Genomic DNA, 26,973 nt, shown 5'->3' with positions numbered 1-26,973 from the left:
GCGCGGCCCACGACGGAATTCGCGCTCAGGCCGCATTCATTGGCTGCGCAGGTCGCAATCCGCTCGGCGCCTGCCGGCCACCGAGACCGCCCAAGCTACCCCCGCCAGCGCCACGCTGCCCAGTGTGACCGACAACACGATGATGCGTGCGCGCTTACTACCTGGGTCGACGCGGGGCCGTCCGGCGATCGGTCGGGCCGCATCGGGGTTGGCTATCTGGTTCGGCGCGGGAAGGCGATAGGTCAACGCCGCGACCGGGTCGACCACCCCGTATCCGGTGGCTTCGTTCGGTCCGGCATCCGGCGTATGGGCGGTCCGCTTGATCAGATCCATGACCTGAGCGGCATTCAGCTCGGGAAAGCGAGACCGGATCAACGCCACCACTCCGGACACGAACGGCGCCGCGAAGCTCGTGCCGTTGATCACGGCCAACCCCTGTGGGCTCAGGACGGCGTTGACCAGGCCCGGGCCGTGTGAGTCCAAGGAGACGATCCGTTCGCCCGGCGCGGCTACGCCCACCCAGGGCCCGCGCAGGCTGAAGTCGGCCGGCTCTCCGGAGGTGGTCAATGCACCAACCGTCAACACGTACTCGCTGAACCAGGCCGGGCTGGCAATGGTCCGCACCGAATCCCACCCGCTCCGCAACGGCATGTTGGGGTCGGGCATCGCGTTTTGGGTTTTGCACAGACCTTGGCTGTTGAAGTTCCCCGCCGCGGCCACCACGACCACGTTGTGTTCGTAGGCATAGCGAACCGCGCGCCCGAGCGGCGCATCCTCAAGCCCGGCGCCGACAGGGCTGCAGGCCACCTCCGACAAATTGATGACTGTGGCACCCAGGTTGACCGCACGGGTGATCGCATACGCCAAGGTCAAGGTGTTGCCGTAGCCGGTCGAGGTGGCATTGGGATCGTTGGCCTGCCCGGAGCCGCCCTCCTTCAGTCCGTAAACGGTGCTGTTCTGCCGGATCGACAGGATCCTCGCCTCGGGAGCGACCCCGGCGAAGCTGTCTGCGGGGCTCGGCGCGGCCGCGATGATCCCCGCCACCAGGGTTCCGTGGGAATCGCAATCCTGCAGGCCGTCGGTGTTGGAGACATAGTCGCCGCCACCCTCGAGCGCCGGCAACCGCGGGTGCCGATTCACCCCGGTGTCGATCACCGCGACCTTTTGTCCCGCCCCGCGAGAAAATCGCCAGGCGTTCAGGTAGCCGAGCATCGCCTCGGCACTGGTCTGCAGGCTGAAATCCGTCTGTGGCAAGACACCGGTCGGAATTCCGCAGATCGCTTTGAGATCCGTCGGCTCCATCGGCCCGGGTGGCCCGTCGGGCGGCGGGCCCGGTTCCACCACCGGCGGCCGAATCGCGCCTGCCTGCGCCGCATTGGTGGCCGCCACCAGCATCAACGCCGCCACCAGGGCAGCGATTCGTCGGCCGACGCTCATCGGGCTCACGTCAGATTCCCAGCCGCTGGTAAATGCCCACCACCCACAGGGCCAACGGGATCAGGGATCCGACGGCCGCGTACTCCAGGTAGGCAAGCGCCGTTGCCAGCCGACGGTCCAACCCATCGCCGGATCTGGTCAAGCCGGCCAACGCAGCACCAACGGACACCGCCAGCAGCACGCAGAGCGCTGCCACCGGCATCGCGCCGACCCCGCCGTGGGCGAGCACGCAACCGATCACAACGATCACGACGGCGGGCACCGCCAAGGCCGCACGCTCGAACCAGGTACCGAACGTTCGGCTGCGTAAGGCAAGCGCACCCGCGCACGCCAACGCGAACGCAAACGCGGGCCAGCGCACGACGCCGGCGAACAGCAGCGTCACGTCCACCGCCACCGCGGCAGCCAAGCCGGCCAGCAGCGCCGCACGCGTTACCGCCGCAGACTTCGCCTTGTCCCATACGGCCTCCGCGGTTGGCATGGCCGTGCCCGAATGGTCCCTATCGTTGGCCGGCGGCTGAAACGGGTTCTCGAAGTCCCAGTCCTCTCGATTGGTTTCCACCGCGACCGTCGGTGTCTCGAATCGGCCCAGCCGCGCCGTCAGCAGCGGCACCACGAGACACATCAGTATCGCCGCGACCGCCGACGTCACCAGCACGATGTCGGCTCGCCCGTGCAGCGCACGGCCCAGTAGCGCGATGCCGAGCAGGCCGAACGCCACCGCGGCAGCCAAATACGCCCAGTGCCCGGTGCCGATCGCGCGGTCGTAGATGGCGCACATCACCACCACCACCGCGCAGGCCGTGGCCAGTCCGTAGTCGCCGTGACGAGCCAGCAGGGCCCAGGCGATCGCGGCCGTGATGGGTATCGCCGCCCAGCCAAGCGCCGCGGCGACGTCGTCGAGTCCGTACGAACGGTGCGCCAGCGCGGCCCCCCCGACCAGCGTCAGCGCCACCGCGGCGGCCAGGCCGACGAGCACGTAGCGAGGGTGCCGGCCGAGCAGGCAATACACCATGGCCAACGCGGCGAGGTGGACACCGGCGAACGCCATCCAACGCGCCGATGCCGCATTCCAGGCGACATAAGCCGCCTTGTTCAACCGGCCGACGGCGTCGACGACGTCGTCGTAGAGTGTCGGAGGCGACAGCGCCCGCTGCGCGGAAAGCCGCAGCAATTCGCCACTGCGCACCCCGGCCTCGCGCAGCGTCCGGTCGGGTTGTAGCGCTGTCCCGTCGTCGAATCGGCTGAGCACCCAGAAGGTGCGGCGCTCGTCTTTCGACGTCGTTTCGCCGTCGCGTTCGCTGCCCCGGGAACGCACGAGCCGCGCCAGTTCCGGGACGAAACCAGAGACCGGGACATCCAGTGGCAGCGCGATGTCCAGCTGCGTGCGTCCACCGAAGACCGACACTCGAACATGCTCAGGTGCGGCCGACACCACCTTCAGCCGCCTGAGCTCGCTGACCCCGGTCATAGGTCCGGCATCCTGGACAGCTGGATCACTCCGCTCTTCATGGTGCGCGAAACCAGCATTCCGCGCCCGGGAGGCATTTCGGTTGGCTTATAGCCGAAGAGGGCGCCTTCGTCTTTCGTCCCGCTCATCACCAAACCGTTGCACGACAAGTCCTTGAGCCGCCCGATGAACTGGTCCATCATGGCGCGCGCCGCGCCACCGATGCGGCGGGCGACAACGATTCGCAGGCCGATATCGCGGGCCTGCGGCAGATATTCGACCAGCGGGCTCAACGGGCTGCTCATCGAGCCGCTCACGATCAGGTCGTAGTCGTCGATCATCACGTAGATGTCCGGGCCCGACCACCACGATCGGTCCTTGAGCTGTTGCTGGGTGATGTCACTGGGCGGTAGCCGATCCTTGAGGTTCGCGGCAAGCGCGGCCATCAGCTCCGCGCAGGACTGCGACGCGGTGGCATATCCGCCCAGATAGTCGTTGGCCACGACGCCGAGCATCGAGCGACGGAAGTCGACGAGGACGATCTTGCACTGGTCGGGCGTAGTGTTCTCCATCAGGCCGGTGGCGATGTTGCGGAGCAGACCGGTCTTGCCGCACTCCGCGTCACCGAAGGCCACCAGATGTGCCTGCGCGTCGAAATCCAATACCACAGGCATCAATTCGGCCTCGTTTATGCCGATGGCCACGCGTGACTTGCCGAGCATCCCCGCCGATTTCGCCGCCCGGACCACGGCGGTCCGATCCACCTTGTGGGGCAGCATCCGCACGCGGGGCGCTTGCCGGTTGCCGTAGTGCGCGCGCATCTCAGCGACCGCGGCCGCCACGCCCTCGGGCAGATCCTCCACGCCCGAACTGGAATCGAGGCGCGGCAGTGCGATCAGGATGTGCAGCCGTTCGTGACTCATGCCCCGCCCCGGGCGGCCGACGGGAATCAGCTCGTTGAACCGGCGGCCCACGTCGCTGTCCAGCGCATCACCCAACTTCAATTCGATGCGGGTGCCCAGCATGTCCTTGACGGCGGCGCGCATCTCCATCCACCGTGACGCGGAGATCACCAGGTGTATCCCGTACGAAAGACCCTGGACGGCAAGCGAATTCAGGGCAGGCTCGAGCATCTCGAAGTCGCTTCTGATCGATGCCCAGCCGTCGATCACCAAAAACAGGTCGCCGAACTTGTCCTGGCTCAACGGGTCCTGGGCTGCCACCTCGGGCGGCAGGGTAGCCAAATGCGCCTTGCGCGTCCGGAAGTCCCGCATCGATTCGATGCCGAGATCGCGGAACCGTACTTCCCTGGCACGCAGCACCCCCGAAACCTCGGCCACGGTGCGACGGATCGCGTCGGCATCCATCCGCCCGGCCACTCCGCCGACGTGCGGCAGATTGGCCAGGCTGGACAGCGTGCCGCCGCCGAAGTCCAGGCAGAAGAACTGCACCTGCTCCGGGGTATGCGTGGCCGCCGCCGACATGATCAGCGTGCGCAATGCCGTCGACTTACCCGACTGTGGGCCGCCGACCACCGCGACGTTGCCCTGCGCACCGGACAGATCGACCATCAATACGTCGCGGCGCTGATCGTAGGGACGGTCCACCACCCCAACGGGCATCCACAATCGACCATCGAGGTTCTCGTGTGCCGACCAATTCGCGTTCGGCAGTAGCTGATTGATCGCCGGGCTTTCGTCCAGCGGCGGCAACCACACCTCGTGGGCGGGCCGGCCATGCCCCCGCAAGCGCGACACGACGACGTCGAGCAATGTCGTCTTGGTGGGAGACGGGGGCGTCCTGGAATCCCGCGTATCCGGCGTGTCCGCCTGGATATCGGCGGCAGCCGGCACCGCATCCTTCTTGACCGGCGTGGCGGTGAATAGCTTCGGCGCCAGTGCGCCCAGCTGCCTACCCCGTCCACCGTCTGCGGCGCGGCGCGGCGGGACATACTCACCCGACACATAGCACGTGTTGAACCTAACCGGTTCGGACGCATCGCATTTCAGGAAGGCCGAGCCCGGCACACTGGGCAGGTGGTAGGCGTCCGGCACGCCCAGCACGCTGCGCGACTCGCCGGCAGAAAAGGTCTTCAGGCCGATCCGATACGACAGATGCGAGTCCAGCCCGCGCAACTTGCCTTCTTCGAGGCGTTGGGAAGCCAGCAGCAGGTGCACGTGCAGCGACCGGCCCAAGCGGCCGATCATCACGAACAGCTCCGCGAAATCCGGCTTCTGCGAGAGCAATTCGGAAAACTCGTCGACGATGATGAACAGCGCCGGCAGCGGGTCCAGCTCCGCGCCGTTGGCCCGGGCGCGTTCGTACTCGTTGACGTTGGGGAAGTTGCCGGCCGCGCGCAGCAGCTCCTGACGACGGTTCAGCTCACCGGCCAGCGCGTCGCGCATGCGGTCGACCAGGATGAGCTCGTCTTCGAGGTTGGTGATGATCGCCGCGATGTGCGGCACCCCTTCGAGCCCCAAAAACGTTGCGCCGCCCTTGAAGTCGACCAGCACCAGGTTCAGCACATCGGGCGAGTGCGAGGTGACCATCGACAGCACCAGCGTGCGCAGGAACTCCGACTTACCCGAACCCGTGGCGCCGATGCACAATCCGTGCGGACCCATACCGGACTCGGCGGACTCCTTGATGTCCAGCTCGAGCGGCTGGCCGTTGGGTGTGTAGCCGATCGGCACCCGCAGACGTTCCCGCGGTGAGCGCTTGCGCCACACCTGCTCGGGGACGATCTCGGCGGCGTCGGGAATCTTCAACAGCGTCATCAGCCCCGGGTCGGTGGCCCGCGAGTCGGCCTCCAGGCTGACGATGTGCGCGGCGCTGGCCAGCCGGTAGCGGCCGATGCGACGGGCCGTCGCCTCGGCCTCGGCGATGGTGATGGTGTCCGGGGTGGCGAATCGTTCCACGCCGACCGCGGTGCGCGCCCCGACGTGCTCGCCGTCCGGGCCGCCTTCTAGGACCAGCTGCAGCCCGCGCCGGTTGGCCGCCGCGTCGGCGCCGTTCAGGTCCAGCAGCGTGACGCTGTCCAATCCGGCATCGGTGACCAACCGCTCGGTGCCGCTGATGTACCCGTCGTCGATGATCACCACCAGCTGTTTGAGGCCCTTGATCGGCTCGGCGTTGCGGCTGAACCGGCCGCGCTCCCCCAGATCGGCAGCGAGCGACCGCTCCAGCAGTTCCAGGCTGGGGAAAAGCAGGCGCAGCGAGCCCATGCCGTCGCGGGCCGTGGCGTGTTGGGCGTGCGGCAGCCACTTGACCCAGCGCCAGTTCTCGCCGTCCGGATTGGCGGTGACCACCGCAACCTGCACATGGTCGGGACCGTGGAACGCGCACAGCTCCAGCACCATCGACCGCACCAGCTGCCGCGCCAGTTTTCGGTCGCCTTCGAAGCTGACGGCAGGGAATGCCCGCAGCGACACCGCCGTGGGCAGCGCGTGCACCACGGAATGGGTCTTGACGAAGCGGCGTAGCGCCACGGTAGACACCGGTTCGAGATCCTCTGGCGGACCGGTCTCGGGGGCCAGCAGCCGGGTGGCCAGCCGATGCGTTCCGATCCCGACCCGGACGTGGCAGAAGTCGGTGTCGCTGGGTCGGCGTTCCCACATCCGGCGGCTGCCCACCACGTCGGCCAAGGCCCGCGGATCGGGGTGGCTCCACTCCAGCGCCGTGCGCTGTCCCTCGCCGGTCATGTCGGCGTCGTCGCGCAGGTTGGCCAGGTAGGAGAAGTAGTCCTTGCGCTCTTCGTTGAGCTCGGCGGCGGCCTTGCCGGACCGCGCGCCACCGCCCATGAACATGCCCGCCATCGACATGACCATCATCATCGGGAAGATCAGGAACATCGGATTCTTGGTCAGGTCCCGGCCCCCGACGGTCACCATCAGCGCGATCATGCCGATGATGGCAACGATCAGCACGAACGGCAGCAGCTTCATCAGCAGGTTGCCCGGAATCACCCGCGGCACCTCCGGCGGCGCCTGCAGGTTGACTTCACCCCCCGGCATCCGCGGCGGTGACACCCGCAGTCGGCGCACAAAACCCTGCGTACTCAACAGGTCATTCCCCGAAACTCGTAAGAAGATTTAACGACGTCCCTAGGTATTGTCACCAACCGATGACCCAAAATTCCCCAGGAGGCCGAGCGATGACTCTACCGCCGTCGCTGTCCGAACTTGACGCGGAATCGGAGGTCGAACCCACGCTCAGCCGGGTCACGCTGGTGGTCGGCGACCTGCGGCTGGACTTCGGGCTGCCGGCCAATACCAGCATTGCCGCCTTCATCGACGAGGTGATCGGCATCGCCAATGAACAGTTGGCGGCACATGGCGGACCGGACCGAGGACCTGAAGCACCAGAAAGATTTGTGTTCGACACCACCGAGGGCAAGTGGACGCTGGCGCGGCTGGGTGACGACCCGATCGACCCCAGCCGGTCGCTGAGCGAGGCCAACGTCTACGACGGTGAGCTACTGACGATCCGCGAAATCGACCAGCCCGCCCGCCCGATGCTGTTCGACGACGTGGACGATGCCGTCGAGAGCACCGAGCAAGCCGGCACTCCGATCCTCAGCTGGCTTGCCCGCGACGCTCGGCTGGTCAGCTGCTTCGGGGTCGGGCTGGCGGCCACTGTCGCCGCCGCGTTTTTGCTGCCGCGTTACGCCGCCCACCCGTACATTCCCGCCACCGCCCTGGGTGTCGGGGTCTTCGCTGTGCTCGCGGCGTGCCTGCTCGCCCACCGCTCGGGGGGTGCCCGGCATTCCGAGTGGGTGGCAGCGGTGGGGATTCCGCTGCTGTTCAGCGGCTCGCTGTATGTCGTGCCCGACGCCTTCGGTGCGAAATCGCTGCCGATGGCCTTCGGCCTGACCGGACTGGCGTCGCTGCTGGTGTTGCTGATCACCGGACGCGGCCGGGCGCTCCATACCGCGGTGATCTCACTGGCTGTGATCGGCGCCGCCGCGGCAGTGGTTGACCTGCTGTGGAACCCGCCGCCACGGGCCGTGGGCGCGGTGCTGGCAACGGTGGCGGTGATCGTCGTCTACCTGTCTCCGCGGGTGACGATCCTGCTGGCCAAGCTGCCGGTCCCGCGGGTGCCGACGGCCGGCGAGCCGCTCGACGACATCGAAACCCAGGGCGGAACCACCGTCGAAGGCGTCAACGCCGTCGGCAAGCAGGTGATACCGACCGAGGAAGGTATGATCGTCCGCGTTCAGCGGGCCAGTCAATACCTGACCGGGATACTGATGGCAGCCGCCATCACCGCGACCGTCGGCTGCTACCTGGCGGTCGACGTCAGCGGCCGGTTCTATTGGCAGGGCACGGTTTTCGCGATCGCGGTGGCCACCGTCCTGTGCCTGCGTGGACGCACCCACCACGATCTGGTGCAGTCCGCCACGCTGATCGGCGGCGGATTGGCGATCGCGCTGCTGTCGATCGTCAAAATGGCGGTGGGCCTTGACAATTGGGAGTTCTACGCGGCGCTGACCGTGGTGGTGCTGATGGCGTTGGTCGTCGCGTGCGGGGTGATCGCGCCGAGGCTGGAGTTCTCACCCGTGATGCGCCGCCAGGTCGAAATCCTGGAGTACATCGCGATCGCGCTGGTGTTCCCGCTGTGTTGCTGGATTGTGCGGCTGTACGCGATGTTTCGGGAACTGCGCATCTGAGGGCTTACGACTTCGGTTGTTCGACCTTCGACCCGCGCGGGTCAGCGCCCATCCCGTCGTGCGCGATCAGCGCCGCTTCTTGGGACAGTTCCGGACCGGCCGGTAGCAGCGACACCACCGGCCACGGCGCCAATTGCGGAACGTCGCCGTCCACTCGCGGATCGCGCACCCCGGTGACTCCCAACGCGGCGGCGGTCGGCAAATCCTTGATGTGGTAGCGCACACCGGCATCGGAGACGTAGAACAGTTGGCCCATCGCCCGGCTGTCCGCATCGCCGCCGGTGGCCTGGACGTACTCGCCGGTGCCCGGCTTGAGGTATACCTCGTCGACGCCCGGCCCGTTGCCGTCGGCGGTGGCCAGGGCGACCGGCTGGGCGCCGTCGGGAATGGGCAGACGATGGCCCACAAGCAGCCGGACGGTGGCTTGCGCGGCGCTGTTCGCCCGTTCCCAGGCCATGCACACCACCCGGTCCGGCTCGGCGTTGACGACTTGCGGTGTCCCGCTTGGATAGTGGTCGACCGGAAGCGTGTGGACGATCGGGACTCGGCTGACCAACGCCGGCGGCACCTCCCTTGCCCCTTGTGCGGCAACCTCATTGGGGTTGCTGTAGCGAATGATGTCGGCGGCCGCGGACGAGACCGGCTGCAGCCCGTTGGGCAACACCACATAGAGCTGCTCGCCGCGCGAGTCGACGGTCTTGACGATCGAGCCCACCGGGTAGGCCGCGAAAATAGGGTTGTCCGCGATCACGCTGCCGGCGCCGGGAATGACCACCGACCTGATCGGCGGCACCAGCGGAAACGCGTTGAGCAATGACCCGGAGATCGGGCGGGTTTGCGCATTCTGTAGATGCAGGGCGTTGACGACGGCCGAGTCGTTGGGATCGATCTGGGCACGGACGCCGTCGTAGATCAAAAAGACCGCGTCGCCGGACTTGACCAGCAGCATCTGCGCCGGCGCAGCTCCGCGGATGTCGTCGCCCAACGTGAGATCGCCGGCGATGACGGTGGTCTGCACGCTGGCCGTCCCGGTGCTCTTGGTCACATCCGGGGTCGCGATGGTGTCGCACACGGTCCACGCCGACGTGCGCATGTCAGCGCCACCGCGAATGCTGTTGGGCGCCCCTATGATTCCCACCATCGGGCCGCGGGGCAGCTGGTTGAGCCATTTGTCGGCAACCGATTTGGGCGTATCGGGTTTTCCCGTGATCAGCCGGGCAGACGCCAAATTGAGCACCGGGTGCACGCGATCGCCGATGCGCACGTACAGGCCGCCGTTGGAGGCGCTGAGCAAGATCTGCGCATTTCCGATGCTGGGCGACGGTTTGAAAAACGCCAGCACGCCGCACGCGCCGGTGACCAAGACGGCGATCACCAGACCTACCAGCAGCGACCGGATCTGCCCGCGCATCGGGTCGTGGATCATCCGGGAGTCGGCGCGAATCAGCGCGTGCTCCAGTCGCCGAATCAAGAACCGATAGCCATTTACTTGCGCGCGCGTGGTGATTTGCGCGGGCATAACCCACTCCCATCAGCGTCGGTCCAGCACCGAGCTTCGGTAGCGTATAACAACGCCGATGGCTAAACGCGCGCAAGTTTTCGTACTGCGGACTCGATAAGATCCCTCTGTGCCGCGCCGCCCGACGACGCCCCCGAGCCGGGGCACGCCATCGGAGGCGAACCCCCTTCGGTCGACGATCGATATCGGCGCCCAGCGCCTGCTGCCGCTGGCCGACCTGTTGGTGCTGCAGCTGCTCGTTGCGGCGGGGACGGTGGCAGCGCCGCTCCTCGAGTTCCCTGGTTGGCAGGGCAGCCTGGCCGGGCTCGCCGTGGCGCTGATCGTGGTGGTTCGCCTCCGCGGCACGACGCTGCCCCGGTCGATCGCGCTGCGCACCGGTTTTTGGCTGCAGCGTCGTAAGCGGGCCAAGAAGAAGACTCCGGCCGAACCCTTCGACGTGCCGATGGCCGAGGGTGCGCTGATCGGTTTTCGTTGGGACGGAAGCACTTTGATGTCGCTGCTGAAGATCGAGGAAAATCCGCAGGCGATGACGATCATGGAGCCCGGCATGACGGTGTCCGGTGAGACCGTGCCGGTGCAGGCCCTGGTCGATTGCCTGCAGCAATTCGACATCACGCTGGATTCGATCGATGTGATCAGTCAGGGCGCTCGGTCACAAGGTCACAGCCAGGTGGCCGCGGTGTACGACGCGGTCCTGGGTCCACTGCCGGCGATCGCCCAACGCAGCGTGTGGGTCGCCATCCGGTTCGACCCGTCCAGGTGTGCAGCCGCGGTGCGCCGGCGCGGCGGGGGCCGTGACGGAATCCTGCGTGCGGCCACCACCGCCACGCGCCGGGTCGCCAATCGGCTGACCGAGGGCGGCCTGCGTACCCGGGTGTTGACGGCCAGTGAAATCGGCCAGGCCACCAACCAATTGGCCGACGGGGTGGATCTGGCCACGGTCGAGGAGACCTGGCGCACGTGCCGGGAGGGGCGCTTCCGGTTGCGCAGCTTCGCCATCAAACCGCGGATGCTCACCACCCCCGGACTCGGCTTGCTGTGGACCATTCCCAGCTACTCGACCACGATGTGCCTGACGTTGCGTCGCGATCGTCCGCGCGGTCCGGTCCAGATTCGCGGGTTGGCTCGGTTTGACACCCATGGGCGCGCCCGGATCAATCTGCGTGGCCTGACTCATCTGCGCGGCTACCAGTACTCCGCGTTGGCCGCCACGCTGCCAGTGCCTCCTCCGCCGCGCCAGGTCGAAAAGTGGGCCTACTCAAGCACATCGGCGAGCACCGCCGAGGTGAAGGACTTCCAGCAGCTGCACATCCCGGCTTCCGGATGCGGGCAGGTGATCGGCGCCGACGACCACGGTCGCGCGGTAGCGCTGTCGCTGTTCGGCCCGCAGATCCGCCGGGTCGAAATCGCCGGGACGCTGCACTTGGCGCAGCAAGTGGTGCTGCGGTCACTGGCGCTGGGCGCGCACGTTCTGGTCCACAGCCGGCGCCCGGCGAAGTGGCGCACCATGGTCGACGAGGTCGACGATCACGACCTGCTCTGGGTCACCGATTTCAACCGTGGGTCCATGCAGGCGGGAGCCGATCGCAACTACTCGGTGGAGATGTTCGACGGCGTGGCCGAGGAATCGGTGCGAGTTGGGGTGACCGTGATCGTGGTGGTCCCGCCGGATTCGGCCGTGACCGCCAACGCCGACGTCGCGCTGGAATTGCTCGACATCGACACCGACACCGTCAAAGTCAGCACCCGGGCCGGCTCGTCGGTGGTCACCATGGTCGCCACCGACGAGGAGATGCGCTACCTCAAAGCGTCGTTGGCCGCCGAAGACTGACCTATCGATGCTCATTTGCCCTGCTCGGGTGCGCTAGCGTAAACCCGGCTTTTCAAGGAGTGATCATGGCTAATCCGTCTGGTTTCGGCGCCTACTACTCAGCGGAACCAAGCGCGTACGACGGCTACTCGCAGTGGCCCGTCGAACCGGAAGGCGGTCCGCGACTGTCGGATCGTCACCTGACGTTGGTCGTCGTGCTGTTGGGGCTGTGCAGCTACCTGGTCAGCTACGGGATCCCGAACACGGGCGGCATCGACTGGGATGTCCGGTTTGCCGTGCTCGCGGCTCTGGTCGCGGCGTTCGGGTTGTTTCGCGGGCAGACTCCGGCCACGAAAGTCGTCGCCGCGCTGGCTGCGGTCGGCTTCCTGGATGCGCTGTCGAGGCTGATCAGCGTTCCCGACGGGACCGAGCCCGGTTGGGCATTGTGGGTCCTCGTGGTGCTCAACGCCTTACAGGCGATCGCCGCGGTCGGCGCCTTGCTGACTCAGCCCAGCACCCCCGACGGGCTGCAAGCCTGGTATGCCGCCTACGCCGAGCAGTATGCGCAGTCCGCGGCGCAGTACTGGGGTCAGTACGCGCAGCAAACCGAGCCGGAAACAGCGCTGCAGGCCGCTAGCGCGCAGGCCCAGCAGGTCCAGCACGTCTCGGCACCGCAGCGGGCCTCGGCACCGCCGGACGCCAGCTATGCGGATTTCGTCGGCGACCCGACCTCAGCACAGGCCGACGGTCATGCTTCCCGCCAGCGCAGCGATCAGCCGTCGCCGGGCTTGCCCAATGTCGGCCACTCCTCAGCGCCGGCCCAACCGCAGCAGGTGGCGGCCGAACCCGAGTACCGGACGTCGTCGCAATAGCGGCCGGAAGGCCTTGCCGTTTCGAGGCCCCTTTGCATTGCTACGTTTTTCTCGTACCGCTCAGGGCGGAAGATCCGCCGATTGTCAGAGCGCTTTTGTGCTACGGTGTCGCACATGGAAGTCGGTGTTCGAGATCTGCGGAATCGCACGAGTCAGGTGATTGACGCGGTCAGGGCTGGCGAGCAGGTGACGCTGACGGTGCACGGCGAGCCGGTCGCCGATATCGTGCCGCATCGACGTCGCGTCCGATGGCTGTCGGGCGATCATCTGCGAACTGAGCTCATCGAACGTTCGGCTGACGCACGCCTGACCGACGAACTCAACGACCTTGCCGGTCAGACCCTCGACGATCTGTGACCGACGTCGAGGTCGAAGCCGGACTACTGGACACGTCGGTGTTCATCGCGCGCGAAGTTGGCCGCGCAATCGCGAAACTTCCTGAACGCGTCGCACTTTCGGTCATAACCATCGGCGAACTGCAACTGGGTGTGCTGACTGCTGGCGATCCGGTGACGCGATCACGACGAGCGGACACACTCGCGCTGGCGCGCGCTGCAGATCCCATCCCGATTAGCGAAGCGGTGATGGTTTCGTGGGCTCGACTCGTCGTCGACTGCCGAGCCGCAGGCGTCCATCGGGCGGTGAAGCTGACCGACGCGCTCATTGCGGCAACGGCGATCGAGCACGGTCTTCCTGTGGTGACGCAGGACACCGATTTCGACCAGATCGCTCATGCGTGTCCAGCGCTATCAGTGATCAGGGTGTGAGCGAACAGGGCGAGGCTACGTCGTCGCGCCCGAGCCCGTTGGTCTGAACGCCGACGACAGCGCCACCTCGCCCTGAGGCCGCCGCCGCCAACTAGGCGGACCGGTGCACCGAAAGACACGACCCTTGAGTTGTGGCGTTCTTGTAGCAGCTATGCTTTAATCGTAGCGCTCGTGCTAGATTCCTAAGTATGTCGTCGCATCGGCGGCGCGCACGCGCAGGAAGTGGGAGGGAAGCGATGACCGCAGCAATAATCCCCTTGTCCGTACCCCTGGACGAGTACGTCCCGGCGTGTACGGCTGATCCCGAACGATGGACGACCACCGAACCCGACGACGATGCCAGAGCAGCGTGTCTGGTGTGCCCGCGCCGCTGGCTGTGCGCGAGTGAGGCGTATCAAGTACCGGGCGTGGAGGGGCTATGGGCCGGGGTGGTGGTCCCCGAGTCAGGCCGGTCACGCGAGTTCGCGTTGCGCCGCTTGCGTTCACTGGCTGAACGCGGCGGATATCAGGTACGGCCCCGCCGCCGTGGAAGGCCCCGCGGTTCGCGGAACTGAGCAGCCGGAAAGCTGGTGCGCATTTGCCCAGCGGCGACACCTTAAGCTATCGGCACAGTCACAACGGTTGCAACGGCACAACACTTGCTACGGGGGAAGTCGTGGGCGGTTTCAGTGGCCGGCTCGGGGGCCTGTTCGGGGACGCGAACTCCGGCGGGCACGATCTGGACCGTCTGCTGTCGGACCTGCAGGATTTCCAGGGCGCGACCGCGCGATCCGCTCAGCGGTTGGCGATCGAGACCGCGGATGCCTGGTCGGACGACCGTCTGGCGCACGTGTGGGTGAACGCCCAGGGCGTCGTGGTGCAGGCCGAGTTCGACGATTCGCTGTTCTCCGAGACGACCTGCGCCGAAGCGGGAGCTGCCGTCGTGCAAGCGGCGCAGGCGGCAGCGGCGAAGATGCGCGCGAAAACCGACGCGTTTCAAGCCGGCTTATGGCAGCAAGTCGCCCAATTCGGGGTTCAGCCGACGACGGTGGCCGACGAGCTCGAGCCGCTGCGACCGGAGGTTCCGTTGTCCCCGCCGGGTTCCCGGGAACGGCGCGCCGTCGCAGCGGAATTGGAAGCGCAAAGTGGCGATGATCGCCGCGAAGCCGGCCCTGCGGAGTGGCATCTGAAGATCCGCGACAACGGGTGAATCTAGTCGTCGAGCAGGTCAGGGAGAGGAACATGGCAGGACAATTCGAATACGACGACGGCGCAGCACGGGCCGGGATCAGCCAGTTCGACCAACTCGGCAATTCCCTCGGCTCTTTGCTGAACAGCTTGAACGCGGAACTTGCCGGTGACTCACCATGGTCGCACGACAAGATCGGATCGAGTTTCGCCGAAAAGTTCGACCCAGACCGCCAACAAGTCATCGGTCACGTGAGCGACTTGACGAAAGCGGTGCAAAGCGTAGCGCCCACGCTGACCGATGCGGCAAACAGCATCGTGGCGCAAGACGGCGGCGTCGCTGGCTAGCCATCGCCTCGGTCGACGGAGCCGGGTCACCGTGACACGCCGGCCGCCGGGTGCCCGGGCCCGTTCTGCCACCGGCCTCGAGCGGAGCGCGTGACCAGTGGGCATCCAACTTCCCGGCTGGTTGCGGTGGGTCGGCGACATGATCGGCGAGCCGTTTCCCGAAGGCGACGAGACCGCGTGCCGGCGGCAGGCGGATCGGTGGCGGCACTACGCCGACGAATTGGAGCGGCTGAAAGGCGAGTTGAATTCCGCCACTCAGACGACACTCTCCGGATTCACCGCAGGCGACATTCACAACGCGGTGAATGAGCGGCTCGAACCGTTCGTACCTGCGATCGACCAAACCGCCGGGCAGCTGCGCCAATTGGCCGATGCCGTCGACAAGGTCGCAACCGAGATCGAGTTCGCCAAGGAAATGTTCATCGCGAACCTGGTTGCATTGGCGGCCACGGTGACCGCGCTGATTGCGACCTCGTGGATCAACTGGACGGCTCCGGCAGAAATCGCCGCGGCGGTGGCCGCCGCCGAGGCGGCGATATCGGCGATCATCCGCGCCGCGGTCGCCAAAGTGGCTTCGGAGGCGATAGCACGCGTCATCACCGCGCTGGTGGTGCGGGCGCTCGAGGGCGCGGCGGTGAACGCTGCCATGTCCGGCGCTCTGAATGCCGGCATTCAGGGCCAGCAGATATTGCAAGGCAATCGCCACGACTTCGATTGGAGCTCGTTTCGCAGCGATGTGGAATCCGGCGCCATTTCTGGCGCCGTGATGGGCCCGGTCATCAAGGGAGCGCACGATTTCGACGCGGGTACTGCGCTGGGTAACCGCGCGAAGAACTTCGGCGCCTCGTTCGTCGGCAACGCCGGCGGAGCCCTGGCCGCCCAACAGGCCCTGACCGGTCACGTCAATCTCACGGACGCCGCAGGCGCCGGCGCGGTGTTCGGCGCCGTGGACGGGGTGCGCAGCCCGACGGTCCATACGCCGGGCGCGCCTGAGACTGCGCTGGGGGGCGACCGTACCGGCTCGCCGACGGTCGACCCGCTGCCGGTGACCGAGCAGCCCCGGACGCCACCGGTCGAGTCATCCCCGGCCGGCAACGTCCACTCCCCGGAGTCCCCGCCGGCGCCGGGCAATGCCGGCAAGGTGGATGTGCCCTTCAACTCGGGACATGACGCCGCGCCCATGCCGCCGACGACGGCGCTCGCCGGTACCGATGCACCCGTCGGGACCCATGCCGGGCCGGCGAGCGGCGCTCATCCCAACGTTGCCGATGCGCCCGCGACGGCAGCGTCGTCCACGGCGCCACCGAGCGGCCACGGCGCCGCCGCTTCCACACCGGCGGGCTCGCCGCAGCCGTCCGCAAAGGCCGGCGTATCCGACGCTCCCGCGGCGCATGCCGTCGCGCCCGCCGCCCGCAGCTTCGATGCCGTCGCGCCCGCTGCGTCGTCGCCGAGAACGACACCCGACACCGCGCACGCGTCGGCGGGCACCGAGGCCCCACCTCATCCGGTCCGTGACACTGCGGCTCCCACACGCGACGGCCAGCTATCCCGAGGCGCGCAACTACCGCACGATTCGCCACGCGATCCGCAGCCGTCCCGCGAGGCCCAGCCCGCGCCGGACGGGCAGCCACGACGCGATTCGGTGCCGCAGCGGGACACCTCACCACCACGCGACGCACAGCCGGCCAGTAACGGACAGCCACCGCGGGACGCCCCGCCACTCCGCGACGAACACCGTCCGGGGGCCGGGCGCGGGGGCGCCGCCGACCCGGCGACCCAGTCGCATCCCGCGGACCATGAGAACCGTTTGGTCGATAACCAACGCCGAGAGCCGGCCGGGCACGCCGAAGCCTCCGCCGCTCACGGTAAAGACCATGCCGCACAATCCGACTCGGAACGGCTTGGCGAGACAACGTCGCCCCACGACGCCGAAGTGCCGCCGCCCGTTGTCGGCTCCGCCCTGTTCTACGACGCCGATCGTCACACGTTCCGGCCGGTCGGGGACACGTTAGGAAGCAACGGCTCGGATCGCGCTGCAGCACAACATGATTCACGAAACGATCCGCGCAATGACCCGTCCCGGCGACCTGATGGCCCACCTGGCGGCGATGACCCACCACCGTCGCCCGGCCCCGGCCCCGTCGACCCGACGGGCTTCGACAACCCGGCGAACCACCGCATCTACGGACCGAACGAGCTTAGAGCCGTTGAGGATCCGGCGTATCAGGCCGCGGTGCGGCAGGCCTGCGCTGATCCTGCCGGCGGTTACACCAACTGGGCCGACCCCCGCGTCCACCCCTACGGCAGTCTCATCAACGACGGCGGACCGCACGTCGACGGCCGCGGCAACAATTGTGTGGATTGCTCGTTGGCGGCGTTGGCGTCGTTCTACGGCGACCCGACCGTCTCCGCGCCGCGATTCTTGGACAAGTTGCCTGACGGCACCATCGATTTGCGTAGCGGCGAAGCCAACGGCTATGCGCGTGCAAAAGCATGGCTGGGCAAGGGTCTCCAACGAGGGGACCTCAAGTTGTCCGTGCCCGAACAATTCGACGCGCTGCACAACAAGATCGAAACGATGGGTCCGGGCGCATCGGCCTTGGTCATCAACGAGTGGCACGCTGTCGACCACAACGGCAACCCGATCTTCGACAGGTATGGAAGGCCCGTCGTGGACGGCGCGCATGCGACCGTCGTCGTGTACCCGCGCGACGCGTCGGGTCCGGTGTGGTGGGATCCTCAGCATTCGGTGACGTCCGACCACCCGCCGACACGACTTGCGGACCGCTCGGCTTCGTTGTGGTTCACCCCGATTGCGCCCGATCATTTCGGACCGCCTGCCCAAGGAGGCCAACATGGTGGAACTGGACACGCAGGAACAAGCGCTGGCGTACCTGGCCCAGATCTCGCCCGGCACCGACTATCGGGTGATGCCGTTCGAGATGGGCTGGGTCTGTTCGCCGATCCTGTCACCCGAGGAGATCGCGGCGGGCAAGGCGGTGGGCCTGGGGAGGTTGGTGATCGACTCGGAAACCGGGGTGGTGACGGCGCATTCGAGCCTGGCGCCACAGACGATCGCGGAGGATTACGCGGCGGCCAAACGCGCGGGGCGGCAGACGGGAAACCAGATCTATCCGCACCAGTGGCGGATCACGATCCGGCGCACTCGGGAGGATCCCCAGACCATCGCCTATCGCATGACGGCGGTCTCGTTGACGGATCCACCCGCGCCCAGACGAGATCACCCACTGACCATCAACAAGCTCACGTTGATGAGCGAGCCGGCGGACGCCCTGTCGAGCGTGGCGATGTCCCACGCGGAATGGCTCAGCCGGCAGAACAACGGGATCTGGCCGGAAGAAGCGACCACCGAGCGTTAGCTGGCACAACTGAACCAAGCTCTGCGGCAGCTGGCGCAGATCGACCCGACGCAGCCAGCGCAGAACCGCCTGAGGGCCCACGCCATTCGACGCATGCCACGGACTCCGAAGCAGGGCACCACGAGATCGATCCCACTGACCGCGGGCGTGAGGTCGCCTCGAACCCTGACACAGAGCACGCGCGTGGCATCGCGAACGAGGCGTTGTGGAAACGGATTCCGCCGGTTCGGCCGGACGAGGTGCGACATCACTTGGCGGACAAGCTCTTCGGAGAGCAACGGGCCAGGGACAACGCCGCTTGGTGGCGCGAGCTCAGCGGCGAGGAACAGCGCGCGCTGATCGACTCCTACCCTCGCGAAATCGGCAACGCGGAGGGTATTCCCCCATGGGCCCGGACCGAAGCCAACGAGCACCAACTGGCCCGGCTGCACGACGAGCTGCAGTCCCGCAAGGACTCCGGCGAGCACCTGACCCGCGCCGAACGCAAGGAATTGCGGCGCTACGCCGATCTGCAACGGACACTTGACAATGCGAAGGCCGAGGTCGCGCGTCTCGGCGGCCAGGTGCACGTCTTGGCCTTCGACCCGCACGTCTTTCACGGGGACGGCCGGATGGTCGTCAGCGTTGGCCACGACCCGTTCTCCGCGGACGCGGTGTCGTGGCATGTGCCCGGCTACTCGACGACGATCGAAAGCCTCTCGATTAACCTCGCGAATGCGATGAACCATTTGCAGTCGGTGCGGATGGAAAATCCCGAGGCGCGGGTGGCGTCGATCGCGTGGATAGGTTACGACGCGCCGCAAGGGTTGAAGGGCCTGTGGGACGTCGCGCACACCCGGTTGGCGCGCGCCGGTGGCGACATCCTGCACGGCGACTTGGCGGCCTTCTGCGCCGCCCGCGACGCGTTCGCCGGTGACGGCAGCCGTTTCGCCGGCAACGACATCTTCGGGCATTCCTACGGTTCGACCACCACCGGCTTCGCGGGCCACGGCGGTCGCCTGGCCACCACCGCGCGCAGCATCACGCTGGCCGGTTCGCCTGGCGCCGGGCCAATCCGTAACGCATCCGAATTCAGAGTCGAGGACCGGGTTTTCGTCGCATCCTCCTCCCGCGACCCCATCACCATGTTTGGGGGGCGCACGCCGCTGTCGAACGGGCGGTTCTTCGGCCGCGGCCTGGGCGTGGATCCGGCGATGGGGGTGTTCGGGGCCCGCCGGATCACCGCCGAGTTCCCGCGCTATATGGACCATCTGGTCGGCCGTGACGGCACCGCCGGCACCCACTCGGCCTATTACCGGTTCGACGCGCACCCGGACGGTGTCCGCACCGAGTCGCTGGCCAATTTCGGCCGCATCGGCGCCGGCATGTTCGAGCGCGTGCACACCGAAGAACACCGGCTCGAATTGGCGCCCTTCGAGCATGGCTGGCCGCGCACCGTCGAACCGGCGGAGAGCCGCCCGCTGGAAACCAGCACCGGCGATCCCGCTGATGCGGGGCGCCGATTCTTGGATCCGCGTTGGCATTTCGTGGACAGCGGGGACCACGTCGGAGACTGCGCGCACGACGTCGCTGACTTCTTGGCTCGCCGATATGGGCGCGAGGTCGCGTTGCAGACCGCACCGGGGCCGGCCGGGGTGCCCGCCCGAGACCTGTTCGAAGCGTGCGGCTCGACGTCGCATTTCGCGAGTTACTCGGACGTGCACAATGCGCTGTTGCAGTACGGCGACGGGTCGGCCGCGGTGTTGGCTTCACGCTGGTCGGGTGGCCACGAGCAGGGTGGACATGCCTACATTGCCGTCAACGAGGGCGGCACGGTGTATCTCTACGAACGGGTCGGTGACCGCTTCGCGCGCTCGGGCTGGCCTCCGTCATGGGGCGAGCACGCGGTCGACAGGACCGCGGTGGGCTACCTCGATCGGCACGGCAACGCCATCGAGCCGCTCGATGGCCGTCCCGGGCAACTGCACGCAGCCGAGGCGGTGGGCGATGTCGCGGGTGAACAAATGGATTCACCACATGGCAGCCCTTTGACAAAAGAACAGCGCGATGCGATCCTCAGCATCCCCAAGGGGCAGCGCCCCGATCCGGCTCAGTACCTTTCCGCCGACTACATAGAACAGCACCTTGCCAGGTTTAAGGACGGCGCAACCCGGTACACGACCATAGACAATCTGCGCGCCTTTGGAGTCGGGCAGCGGGATGGCACCACCTTTGTGTTCCCTTCGAATGAATTAAATTCCTTGACCGCTGGGACCGGCGGGGACCTGCGTCTTCTAGAACAATCGCTGGGATTGCCCGAGGGCTACTTCGAGGCGTATGAGATCGTTCGGGTTGACATTGCCGAGCCTGAAAGCCATGGATTGCGTATGCCGTCCGGAAATGAGGCTGGTGCCAACGACAAATGGTTGCCGGGAGGCTTTCTTCCTCAAGGCATGCCAGAGGCTGTAATTGATGGAGGAAACCTCCGGCCCGATGACTATACTGTGACAAAGGTTTCAAGGCAATAGAAGGGTACGCATGAAGTTCGTCAACACGTATTTTTCGGAACAGAATCGCTATTGGCTTGGCGTCGAGTCCGACTCAGGTTGTCATTTTGCGGCTATTCCTGTCAGTAATCAAATGGTCGATTACGTGGAAGCTTACCGGATTACGGATAATGAATATGAAGCGTTCATGAACGACCCGGTTTCAGCGACGGAATTTGTGGAATCATGTCGCCGGCATGAACAGGACGACCGACTGTTTTTACAACCCGGCACCGACCGTGGCACACCGATATAGAGCGGCTACCCGATGATCAGCACGCCTGGCCTCGCCGCTATTTCACTCACTCGGACCGTCGACCGGTTCGACTGGCCCGACGGCGCTCACCTCGGCGCCGACCGCCTGCCATTTGCCGGACGAGCGCGTCTTCGGGGCAGCGCGCTGGACCCCTATTTTCGATACGCGTTGAATGACCACACGACACTTGCCCTCGGTTACCGTGTCGAGCAATCGCGTGCCGCGCCCTGGTTCCATCAGCCAGGCACCGAGATACAATACAGATTTATCGCCCCAGATGAAGAAGCGTTAATTGAGCCGGGCTATTTGACACCGGTAGGTGTTGAATGAATGACGCTACCCGATTGGCCTCAGCGTGGCATGAATGGGCTGAAATTACCGGCGTGCCCGATATATCGGTGTCGGCCGACTGCGCGGATTGTCGGGCAGTTTTCAGATCTAGCGAGGAAGCGTATCACCTACGGCAGGAAGGCGATTGGTGGGTGGTTGACAGGGTCAACGACCGCGGCCGGCGATTCAACGACGCGGCGAGGTTGTCGAATTTCGGGCTGGCGGAGAAATTTCTGATTTGGAGGTGGGGCTCCACTGCAAGAACGGTAATTGGGTTACAAGCATTAGGGCCGGAACTGTACAAGCGCGGTTATAGCGCCGACGTTACTCTGGCGTCGACTGACAATGAATGGAAAACAGAGATCAAGTCAGCTGCCGGCAACGCGATTTTAGGCGAACCCTATTCTACTATTTTTAGTCATTTGATCCTGAAACCGGTGGACGATATCGAGCGCATTGTTCGCCAAGGCATCGCCTAGTACGTGGGAGTAGTTTGCGTGAACCTGACAGAATTGGCCAATCTATTGCCAGCGATCGGCATTGCCTCAGAGATGGTCACCCTTGGCGGTCACGCCGATTACTCCTGGTGCATCGAGCAAGCATCCGATGGCAGCTGGGAGGTGTACTGGTCCGAGCGCGGAAACAAAACCAGCCTTATTCGGCTACAGACCGAGACGGACGCATGCCATCAGTTGCTGGGTCGGCTTGCTTACAGTCAGCTGCTCGCGGGCGCGCTTCGGGCGGTTTCGGCGGGGACGTCATGAGATTGGAGCCGATCAACCGCGCGCAGGCGGTCGCCTTGGTAACCGAGTACATCCACGAAGTCGGAATCGATTATCCGACAACCGGTTTGGTGGCTGACCGGTTTGAGGCGGGATGGGCCGTGTATGCGCCGGTGCCCGTCGACACCAACGATCCGGGCGCATTCTTGGATATGCCGGTGGGGCGAGCGGTGTTTCTGGTCGGCGACAGCGGCCGTATCGAGCAGGCATCGTCGTCGACACCACCGCAATTGGCACGACAGCGCTTCGCCGAGCACGAACGCGCGTTGGCCCGTCGGGCCGCCGCTGGAGAATCCCGTGCGTTCATGTCCGAAGTCGCCGACGCCTTCGACGACGCCGGCAAAGGCCGCCCACCGGTCGCCGCCTCGTTCACGCTCGTCGATGACGCCGAACCGGCGTATCCGCGAAAATCGTTGCGCGACGAGCAGATCGGCGAGCAAGCTTCGGCAATGCTCGAACCGATCGCGCAAGAACTCGCGACGTTGGGCCCGCCCGGTTGGCACGAGTTCAACGCGGTCTTCGCACTGACTGTCCGTGCCGGTACCGCTGACTGCGCATTCGCCACCGAGAGCGGGTGGCAGCCGGTCGTGGTACCCCGCTCGGTTATGGAGTTGGTGCGCGCGCAACGGGAGATGAGCGCGCAGATGTCAGCCGGACCATGGTGGCGACTGATGCTGACCGTCACCAATCAGGGTCAGCTGCGCGCCGACTACGACTACGGCGACCAGCCTTTCCCGGCGGGCCAGCTGCAACCCGCACAAAACTACCGCGACGACGTCGCCGCCTACCCCCGCTCCCAATTGCCGGTTTGGCTGGCCGGCTACCTGGCGGGGCCCGCCGCACAGGGCCGCTCCCCGACGCAGGCCGCGGCAGCCGCCGCGGCCGACCAAGCCGCCGGGCGCCGGCCCACTGAAACCGACGACATCGAACCTCTGCCCGACACCTGGGCGCGCTGGGCGGTACTGGCTGCGATCTATATCGGGGCGCGCTCGCAATGGGGCCCGCGGATCTCCGCCGGCATAGCCTGGTACGAATCCGATTCCCGCAGCGGGTCGAGCCTGTACGTCCTGCCCGGCGACCGAGCCGTGCTCTCCGGCGGTCATTGGAATTCCCCCCTGCTGGTCACGGCCTACCAACACCACGAACCGCTGCCCGACCTGTACTGCGGCGCGCCGGCGTGGGTCAACGATGCGGTGCTCAACACCCGCAACCAGAACGGCCTGCTCAGCTTCTGCTACTGGTGGGCGAACGGGCGGTGGTGGCGCGGTGCCGTCGACACCTTCGACGAACTCGACGAGCCGCTGCCGGCGATCTGGACACCTCAGGAAACCGTCGACGCCATGACCGCCGTTGTGGGCCCCGGTCTCGACGAAGCCTGTCATCACCTGCTCACAGTGGCGGCCGACCGCGCCGTCACCCGGGACGACGTCGCCGCGGTATTCACCCAGTTCGCCGACCCCGATCTCGATGCCGCGTTCGACCAACTCAGCCTGGCCGGCATGACCCGATGAGCAGCAGTCTCGACACCGCCATCACCATCGCCCTGTTCGTCCTCGGCGCCCTTCTCGTCGTCTGCTTCGGTGTTGCGGGACTCATCAGGTTCGGTATGGAGATCGAGCCGCAACCCGCCCAACCGTCCCGGCTTGACAATGCGCTGCGCGTCGCGGGTGAAGTCGTCCCGCCGCTGCTGCTGGCCGGGCCTTTTGTAGCGGCAATTGTGCTGGCCAGTCTCAGCTCCGGATTGACCTTCTACTATCCGGTGGTCGCCCTGCTCGGCGGGGTTGCCGCCTGGAACGTGGTACTCAAGAGCGTGAGCGGGCGGCTGCGTCACCTGCGCTCCGGCGAGAAAACGGTCCAAGACGTATTGCGCGAGAAGGCGCGTCAGCGCGAGCAGCAGCCAGGCACTGAATCTGACGCCGAGGGCCAAGCCAATGGCGAGTGATCGCGAAAAACCGCGCTCATTATGCTGGCGGGCGTCCTTTATCCTTGGCAGCAGGACCCACGGCCGGCAGCAGCCTGGCCTGGGCTGCACCAGCTTTTACGGCCATGAGCAGCGATGATTCGCCGGTGACGTACACCTGAACGGGAGGGAATCGCGATGTCTGTCGACAAACCGCCGTCGTTGGGGTCCCTAGGCAATCCGACGCAGCAGCTGAAGCAGTGGAGCCAGGATGTGCCACAGGACATTCTGCAAGTCGACCGACCGGCGTTGAACCAATGGCTTGCTGCCATCGGAACTTTCGTCGATGCGGTCAACGCCCAAGTTGCCGTTGCCCACGGCGTGAAGATCAATGAAGCGGTGGTGGGCAATTTCCAGTCCGCGAAGGTCACCGCCCGGCAGTTGAACGATTCCGGCGACGCTATTCGGCAGAGGCTGAGCGAGTATGTCACCTTCGCCACCGCGCTGCGAGATTTCTCCAGCGCAGCATACAACGCGATTCTCAATGCGGACGCGCACCGACCATAAACAGCCAGCGAAGGTTTCGGTGACGCATGTCAGATGATCCACCCGGCCTGGAATGGACGGTGCACGACGACCAATATCTCGGCGACCCCGGCCCGGACAATTACAAGCTTCCCGATCTGCACAACTCTTTTATCGGAAACAAGCTTTTCAACGACCTGAACAATGTGGACAGTACGAAATCGGCGGGCAACACGATCAAGGGCGCGCCACTCGAGCACATCAATACTTTCTTCGAAGGCTACAACGGTCTGAAGGACGCTGCCGACGATGTGGCTGTCGGACACCACTCCATTTGGCACGCCATAAGCGCTGAGCTCAGCAAGGCGCAGGGCACTCTCGACCAAGCCATCACCGCGGCCGAGAGGGCGTTGTCGGGGGCTACTGCGTCGGCAATGTTCCAGAAGGCCAGGGAATCGTTGCACTATCTCGAGTCCTTGGCCAATGCGGCCGAGCGCATGGACCCGCTTGTCGACACGTTCTCACGGGACATAAAAGAAACCAAGGATTGGTTCATGTCGGCCAAGACGGAGTTGGACAACGGCGCCAAAGCCAGGGCCGCGTACATGGACATACCGGAAGACGAAGCCAGAAACGACCTACTCGCATCTCTTTACAATCGCGAAGCACAGCGGACAATTCACCAGTTCTATAACCCTCCTATCGAATGGATCAGTCAACGGCATCCGGACATGTCTGCCGCTCCACCACATATCGGAGGAGTGCCCGCTGCGGGCGGCCCGGGATCCGGTACAGGCCCTCCCGGAGGCCTCAAGCCGGGTGGCCTGGGCGCACCCCAGCTGCCGTCTCCGGTCGGACTGAGTTCGGCTGGTCCGTCGGCTACCGAACCCTCCACCCCGACCGCGCCGACCGACGCGCTCAAGGGGATCAGTGACGCTGCGAAAGGCGCCGGCGACGCGGCGAACAACGCCGCCCAGCAAGGCCAGAATGCGTTAGGCCAAGCCGCCAACGCCGCCAACAAAGCACTCGGCCAAACACCCAAAGGTGCCCGGAACGGCGCCAGCGGTCTGCCTGAAGGGGTGCTGGCGTTGGGACCCAAAGGCCGGCCGACCGGCGCATCGGGAGCGGGGGCGCGAGGTGGCGGCGCGGGCGGCGGCGGTTCACGATCGCCGGCGACCGGCAAGCCCACCACGCAGTCGCTGCCGGCCAGCAAGGGAGTGACGGCGGCGCAAGCATCCCGGGCTGGCGTGGCGGGCGGCGCCGGAGCGTCCGGTGCCGGCGCGCCCGTCGCCGGTCAGCGCGGTGCCGCAGGCGCAGGCAAAGAGCACAAGGCGAGCAAGGCGCTACGTCACGCCAAACATGGCGAGGACGTGATCGGCGAGACCGAGGGCGTCGTCCCCGTGATCGGCGCCGAGGCGAAAGAAACCACCCCGTCCACACCGTCCTGACGGCCGGCCCGCTCAAATGAAACGAGCAGCGCTGAGACGAGTTGGACGCATTGATCTGATCGATCTCCAGGCAATCACCGACAGCCTTGGCCGCGATTTCCTACCGCACCCTTTCGTCGTACTTAAGCCCTCCCGCTTTCCCAGCCAACAGGAGTACTCGTCCTATGTGGAGGCCATTCCCGAACGGCTTGCCCAAGGCGATCTACGCGACTTGAAGCAATGGATCACCTCCTACGTCGAAGCCGATATTCGCGTGGAATGTGTCGTTTCCATCGTCGGTTCGCCCAGGGGCCGTCTGTTGGCGCACCGTCAAGGCCAGTTGGGCTTTGTCGCCGCGCAGGATTCGGCGGACCATGTCGTCGACGTATACGCGGTGCCACCCTTCGACCTGGGTCCTGCGGTCGCCGGTTCGCTCGCCTTGAGCCAACCTGGGATGCACTCAAAGATCGTGATTCCTGGTTTGGTGCGGGAGACTGCTACCGCCAGGGTTAACGACGGCCTCCAGCCACCGGTCCTGCAACGCGACGGTTGGCGGGGCCCGCTCTCGGTACCACGGTCACAGGTGGCGCGCTACACCCGAGTGCAAAGTCGGTATCTGCCGGCACGCGACTGGGGATTCGACCGAACTAAGAACACCGTGGCCTGCGTGACGATCAAGGACGACGGCGACTACATCTATGCGCCGAAGTTCGAGTACCTGACACCGATGACCCGGCAAAGCCTGGCCGACCGGATCGACGATCTGATCGCCGAAGATGTTGCCAGGTTACGGAATTTGCGTGGCTGAGT

At 65.9% G+C, this 26,973-nt stretch carries 22 protein-coding genes and 2 pseudogenes; 20 read left to right on the top strand and 4 right to left on the bottom strand.

The genetic code is table 11. The features are described 5' to 3' along the window. Positions 1-36: 36 nt before the first annotated feature. Genes mycP through eccCa form a run of 3 tightly spaced genes read right to left on the bottom strand, consistent with a single transcriptional unit; the run spans position 37 to position 6,948 of the window. Positions 37-1,437 carry a type VII secretion-associated serine protease mycosin gene (gene mycP / locus AC5Y2L_RS06210; protein WP_499932492.1) on the bottom strand — a complete coding sequence of 467 codons (1,401 nt, stop codon included), beginning with the start codon at positions 1,435-1,437 and terminating at the stop codon, positions 37-39. A 10-nt stretch (positions 1,438-1,447) separates the two neighbouring features. Next, on the bottom strand, positions 1,448-2,908 hold the full coding sequence (eccD, locus tag AC5Y2L_RS06205) for a type VII secretion integral membrane protein EccD (RefSeq protein WP_499932494.1): 1,461 nt from the start codon (positions 2,906-2,908) through the stop codon (positions 1,448-1,450). After that, positions 2,905-6,948: a type VII secretion protein EccCa gene (gene eccCa, locus AC5Y2L_RS06200; RefSeq protein WP_499932495.1), complete on the bottom strand. Its 4,044-nt coding sequence runs from the start codon at positions 6,946-6,948 to the stop codon at positions 2,905-2,907. The genes eccD (AC5Y2L_RS06205) and eccCa overlap by 4 nt, the downstream gene beginning before the upstream one ends. A 92-nt stretch (positions 6,949-7,040) precedes the next feature. Here eccCa and eccD (AC5Y2L_RS06195) point away from each other — a divergent pair, with 92 nt between their 5' ends. Then, positions 7,041-8,555: a type VII secretion integral membrane protein EccD gene (eccD, locus tag AC5Y2L_RS06195; RefSeq protein ID WP_499932497.1), complete on the top strand. Its 1,515-nt coding sequence runs from the start codon at positions 7,041-7,043 to the stop codon at positions 8,553-8,555. Between the two features lie 4 nt (positions 8,556-8,559). On the opposite strand, the gene eccB is transcribed toward eccD (AC5Y2L_RS06195), so the two are convergent. Next, complete coding sequence (gene eccB / locus AC5Y2L_RS06190) at positions 8,560-10,074, bottom strand: type VII secretion protein EccB (RefSeq protein WP_499932498.1); 1,515 nt, start codon at positions 10,072-10,074, stop codon at positions 8,560-8,562. A gap of 109 nt (positions 10,075-10,183) precedes the next feature. Between eccB and eccE the strand changes: the two genes are divergently transcribed. The 19 genes and pseudogenes from eccE (at position 10,184) to AC5Y2L_RS06095 (ending at position 26,971) form a co-directional block, all read left to right on the top strand. After that, complete coding sequence (gene eccE, locus AC5Y2L_RS06185) at positions 10,184-11,905, top strand: type VII secretion protein EccE (RefSeq protein WP_499932499.1); 1,722 nt, start codon at positions 10,184-10,186, stop codon at positions 11,903-11,905. A 65-nt stretch (positions 11,906-11,970) separates the two neighbouring features. After that, positions 11,971-12,756, top strand: a complete 786-nt coding sequence (locus AC5Y2L_RS06180; RefSeq protein WP_499932500.1) for a DUF5336 domain-containing protein — start codon at positions 11,971-11,973, stop codon at positions 12,754-12,756. Between the two features lie 114 nt (positions 12,757-12,870). Next, the gene (locus AC5Y2L_RS06175) at positions 12,871-13,113 is read left to right on the top strand and encodes a type II toxin-antitoxin system Phd/YefM family antitoxin (protein WP_499932501.1); all 243 of its coding nucleotides are present in this window, start codon (positions 12,871-12,873) and stop codon (positions 13,111-13,113) included. Then, positions 13,110-13,433, top strand: a pseudogene (locus tag AC5Y2L_RS06170) (PIN domain-containing protein); the annotation flags it as partial. The gene AC5Y2L_RS06175 and the pseudogene AC5Y2L_RS06170, both read left to right, overlap by 4 nt. 326 nt (positions 13,434-13,759) lie before the next feature. Further along, complete coding sequence (locus tag AC5Y2L_RS06165; protein ID WP_499932503.1) at positions 13,760-14,077, top strand: WhiB family transcriptional regulator; 318 nt, start codon at positions 13,760-13,762, stop codon at positions 14,075-14,077. Positions 14,078-14,178: 101 nt separating this feature from the next. Further along, positions 14,179-14,712: a YbaB/EbfC family nucleoid-associated protein gene (locus tag AC5Y2L_RS06160; RefSeq protein ID WP_499932505.1), complete on the top strand. Its 534-nt coding sequence runs from the start codon at positions 14,179-14,181 to the stop codon at positions 14,710-14,712. Positions 14,713-14,744: 32 nt separating this feature from the next. Then, complete coding sequence (locus AC5Y2L_RS06155) at positions 14,745-15,038, top strand: hypothetical protein (protein WP_499932507.1); 294 nt, start codon at positions 14,745-14,747, stop codon at positions 15,036-15,038. A gap of 97 nt (positions 15,039-15,135) precedes the next feature. Further along, a pseudogene (locus AC5Y2L_RS06150) lies at positions 15,136-17,772 on the top strand (toxin glutamine deamidase domain-containing protein); the annotation flags it as partial. A 121-nt stretch (positions 17,773-17,893) separates the two neighbouring features. Next, entirely contained in the window at positions 17,894-18,418 is a 525-nt protein-coding gene (locus tag AC5Y2L_RS06145; protein ID WP_499943730.1) for an SUKH-4 family immunity protein, read from the top strand. Beyond that, positions 18,361-20,925: an alpha/beta hydrolase gene (locus AC5Y2L_RS06140; protein ID WP_499943729.1), complete on the top strand. Its 2,565-nt coding sequence runs from the start codon at positions 18,361-18,363 to the stop codon at positions 20,923-20,925. Before AC5Y2L_RS06145 ends, AC5Y2L_RS06140 begins: the two co-directional genes overlap by 58 nt. A 10-nt stretch (positions 20,926-20,935) precedes the next feature. Continuing rightward, entirely contained in the window at positions 20,936-21,199 is a 264-nt protein-coding gene (locus AC5Y2L_RS06135; RefSeq protein ID WP_499932509.1) for a hypothetical protein, read from the top strand. A gap of 12 nt (positions 21,200-21,211) precedes the next feature. Continuing rightward, complete coding sequence (locus tag AC5Y2L_RS06130) at positions 21,212-21,529, top strand: TNT domain-containing protein (RefSeq protein WP_499932511.1); 318 nt, start codon at positions 21,212-21,214, stop codon at positions 21,527-21,529. Then, positions 21,526-22,008 carry an Imm61 family immunity protein gene (locus AC5Y2L_RS06125; RefSeq protein ID WP_499932512.1) on the top strand — a complete coding sequence of 161 codons (483 nt, stop codon included), beginning with the start codon at positions 21,526-21,528 and terminating at the stop codon, positions 22,006-22,008. Before AC5Y2L_RS06130 ends, AC5Y2L_RS06125 begins: the two co-directional genes overlap by 4 nt. 18 nt (positions 22,009-22,026) lie before the next feature. Continuing rightward, positions 22,027-22,293, top strand: coding sequence for a hypothetical protein (locus AC5Y2L_RS06120; protein ID WP_499932514.1), 267 nt, complete (start codon positions 22,027-22,029; stop codon positions 22,291-22,293). Next, positions 22,290-23,822, top strand: a complete 1,533-nt coding sequence (locus tag AC5Y2L_RS06115) for a hypothetical protein (RefSeq protein ID WP_499932516.1) — start codon at positions 22,290-22,292, stop codon at positions 23,820-23,822. The genes AC5Y2L_RS06120 and AC5Y2L_RS06115 overlap by 4 nt, the downstream gene beginning before the upstream one ends. Next, complete coding sequence (locus AC5Y2L_RS06110; protein ID WP_499932518.1) at positions 23,819-24,253, top strand: hypothetical protein; 435 nt, start codon at positions 23,819-23,821, stop codon at positions 24,251-24,253. Before AC5Y2L_RS06115 ends, AC5Y2L_RS06110 begins: the two co-directional genes overlap by 4 nt. Positions 24,254-24,409: 156 nt before the next feature. Then, positions 24,410-24,778 carry a hypothetical protein gene (locus AC5Y2L_RS06105; RefSeq protein WP_499932519.1) on the top strand — a complete coding sequence of 123 codons (369 nt, stop codon included), beginning with the start codon at positions 24,410-24,412 and terminating at the stop codon, positions 24,776-24,778. A gap of 26 nt (positions 24,779-24,804) precedes the next feature. After that, positions 24,805-26,184, top strand: a complete 1,380-nt coding sequence (locus tag AC5Y2L_RS06100; protein ID WP_499932521.1) for a hypothetical protein — start codon at positions 24,805-24,807, stop codon at positions 26,182-26,184. Between the two features lie 166 nt (positions 26,185-26,350). Then, positions 26,351-26,971, top strand: coding sequence for a hypothetical protein (locus AC5Y2L_RS06095; RefSeq protein ID WP_499943679.1), 621 nt, complete (start codon positions 26,351-26,353; stop codon positions 26,969-26,971). The last annotated feature ends 2 nt before the right edge of the window (positions 26,972-26,973 follow it).

Source organism: Mycobacterium sp. NGS66 (assembly GCF_059812225.1).
The sequence above is the reverse complement of the archived record's forward strand: the minus strand, read 5'-3'. Positions and strand labels throughout refer to the sequence as shown.

What these genes read in the sequence shown, in the direction of transcription:
- AC5Y2L_RS06155 (WP_499932507.1), top strand. Translation starts at nt 14,745, where the DNA reads ATGGCAGGACAATTCGAATACGACGACGGCGCAGCACGGGCCGGGATC.
- AC5Y2L_RS06145 (WP_499943730.1), top strand. Translation starts at nt 17,894, where the DNA reads ATGGTGGAACTGGACACGCAGGAACAAGCGCTGGCGTACCTGGCCCAG.
- AC5Y2L_RS06125 (WP_499932512.1), top strand. Translation starts at nt 21,526, where the DNA reads ATGAATGACGCTACCCGATTGGCCTCAGCGTGGCATGAATGGGCTGAA.
- AC5Y2L_RS06165 (WP_499932503.1), top strand. Translation starts at nt 13,760, where the DNA reads ATGACCGCAGCAATAATCCCCTTGTCCGTACCCCTGGACGAGTACGTC.
- AC5Y2L_RS06100 (WP_499932521.1), top strand. Translation starts at nt 24,805, where the DNA reads ATGTCAGATGATCCACCCGGCCTGGAATGGACGGTGCACGACGACCAA.
- AC5Y2L_RS06175 (WP_499932501.1), top strand. Translation starts at nt 12,871, where the DNA reads ATGGAAGTCGGTGTTCGAGATCTGCGGAATCGCACGAGTCAGGTGATT.
- AC5Y2L_RS06115 (WP_499932516.1), top strand. Translation starts at nt 22,290, where the DNA reads ATGAGATTGGAGCCGATCAACCGCGCGCAGGCGGTCGCCTTGGTAACC.
- eccB (WP_499932498.1), bottom strand. Translation starts at nt 10,074, where the DNA reads ATGCCCGCGCAAATCACCACGCGCGCGCAAGTAAATGGCTATCGGTTC.
- eccD (WP_499932497.1), top strand. Translation starts at nt 7,041, where the DNA reads ATGACTCTACCGCCGTCGCTGTCCGAACTTGACGCGGAATCGGAGGTC.
- AC5Y2L_RS06110 (WP_499932518.1), top strand. Translation starts at nt 23,819, where the DNA reads ATGAGCAGCAGTCTCGACACCGCCATCACCATCGCCCTGTTCGTCCTC.
- AC5Y2L_RS06105 (WP_499932519.1), top strand. Translation starts at nt 24,410, where the DNA reads ATGTCTGTCGACAAACCGCCGTCGTTGGGGTCCCTAGGCAATCCGACG.
- AC5Y2L_RS06135 (WP_499932509.1), top strand. Translation starts at nt 20,936, where the DNA reads ATGAAGTTCGTCAACACGTATTTTTCGGAACAGAATCGCTATTGGCTT.
- mycP (WP_499932492.1), bottom strand. Translation starts at nt 1,437, where the DNA reads ATGAGCGTCGGCCGACGAATCGCTGCCCTGGTGGCGGCGTTGATGCTG.
- AC5Y2L_RS06130 (WP_499932511.1), top strand. Translation starts at nt 21,212, where the DNA reads ATGATCAGCACGCCTGGCCTCGCCGCTATTTCACTCACTCGGACCGTC.
- eccD (WP_499932494.1), bottom strand. Translation starts at nt 2,908, where the DNA reads ATGACCGGGGTCAGCGAGCTCAGGCGGCTGAAGGTGGTGTCGGCCGCA.
- AC5Y2L_RS06180 (WP_499932500.1), top strand. Translation starts at nt 11,971, where the DNA reads ATGGCTAATCCGTCTGGTTTCGGCGCCTACTACTCAGCGGAACCAAGC.
- AC5Y2L_RS06140 (WP_499943729.1), top strand. Translation starts at nt 18,361, where the DNA reads ATGGCTCAGCCGGCAGAACAACGGGATCTGGCCGGAAGAAGCGACCAC.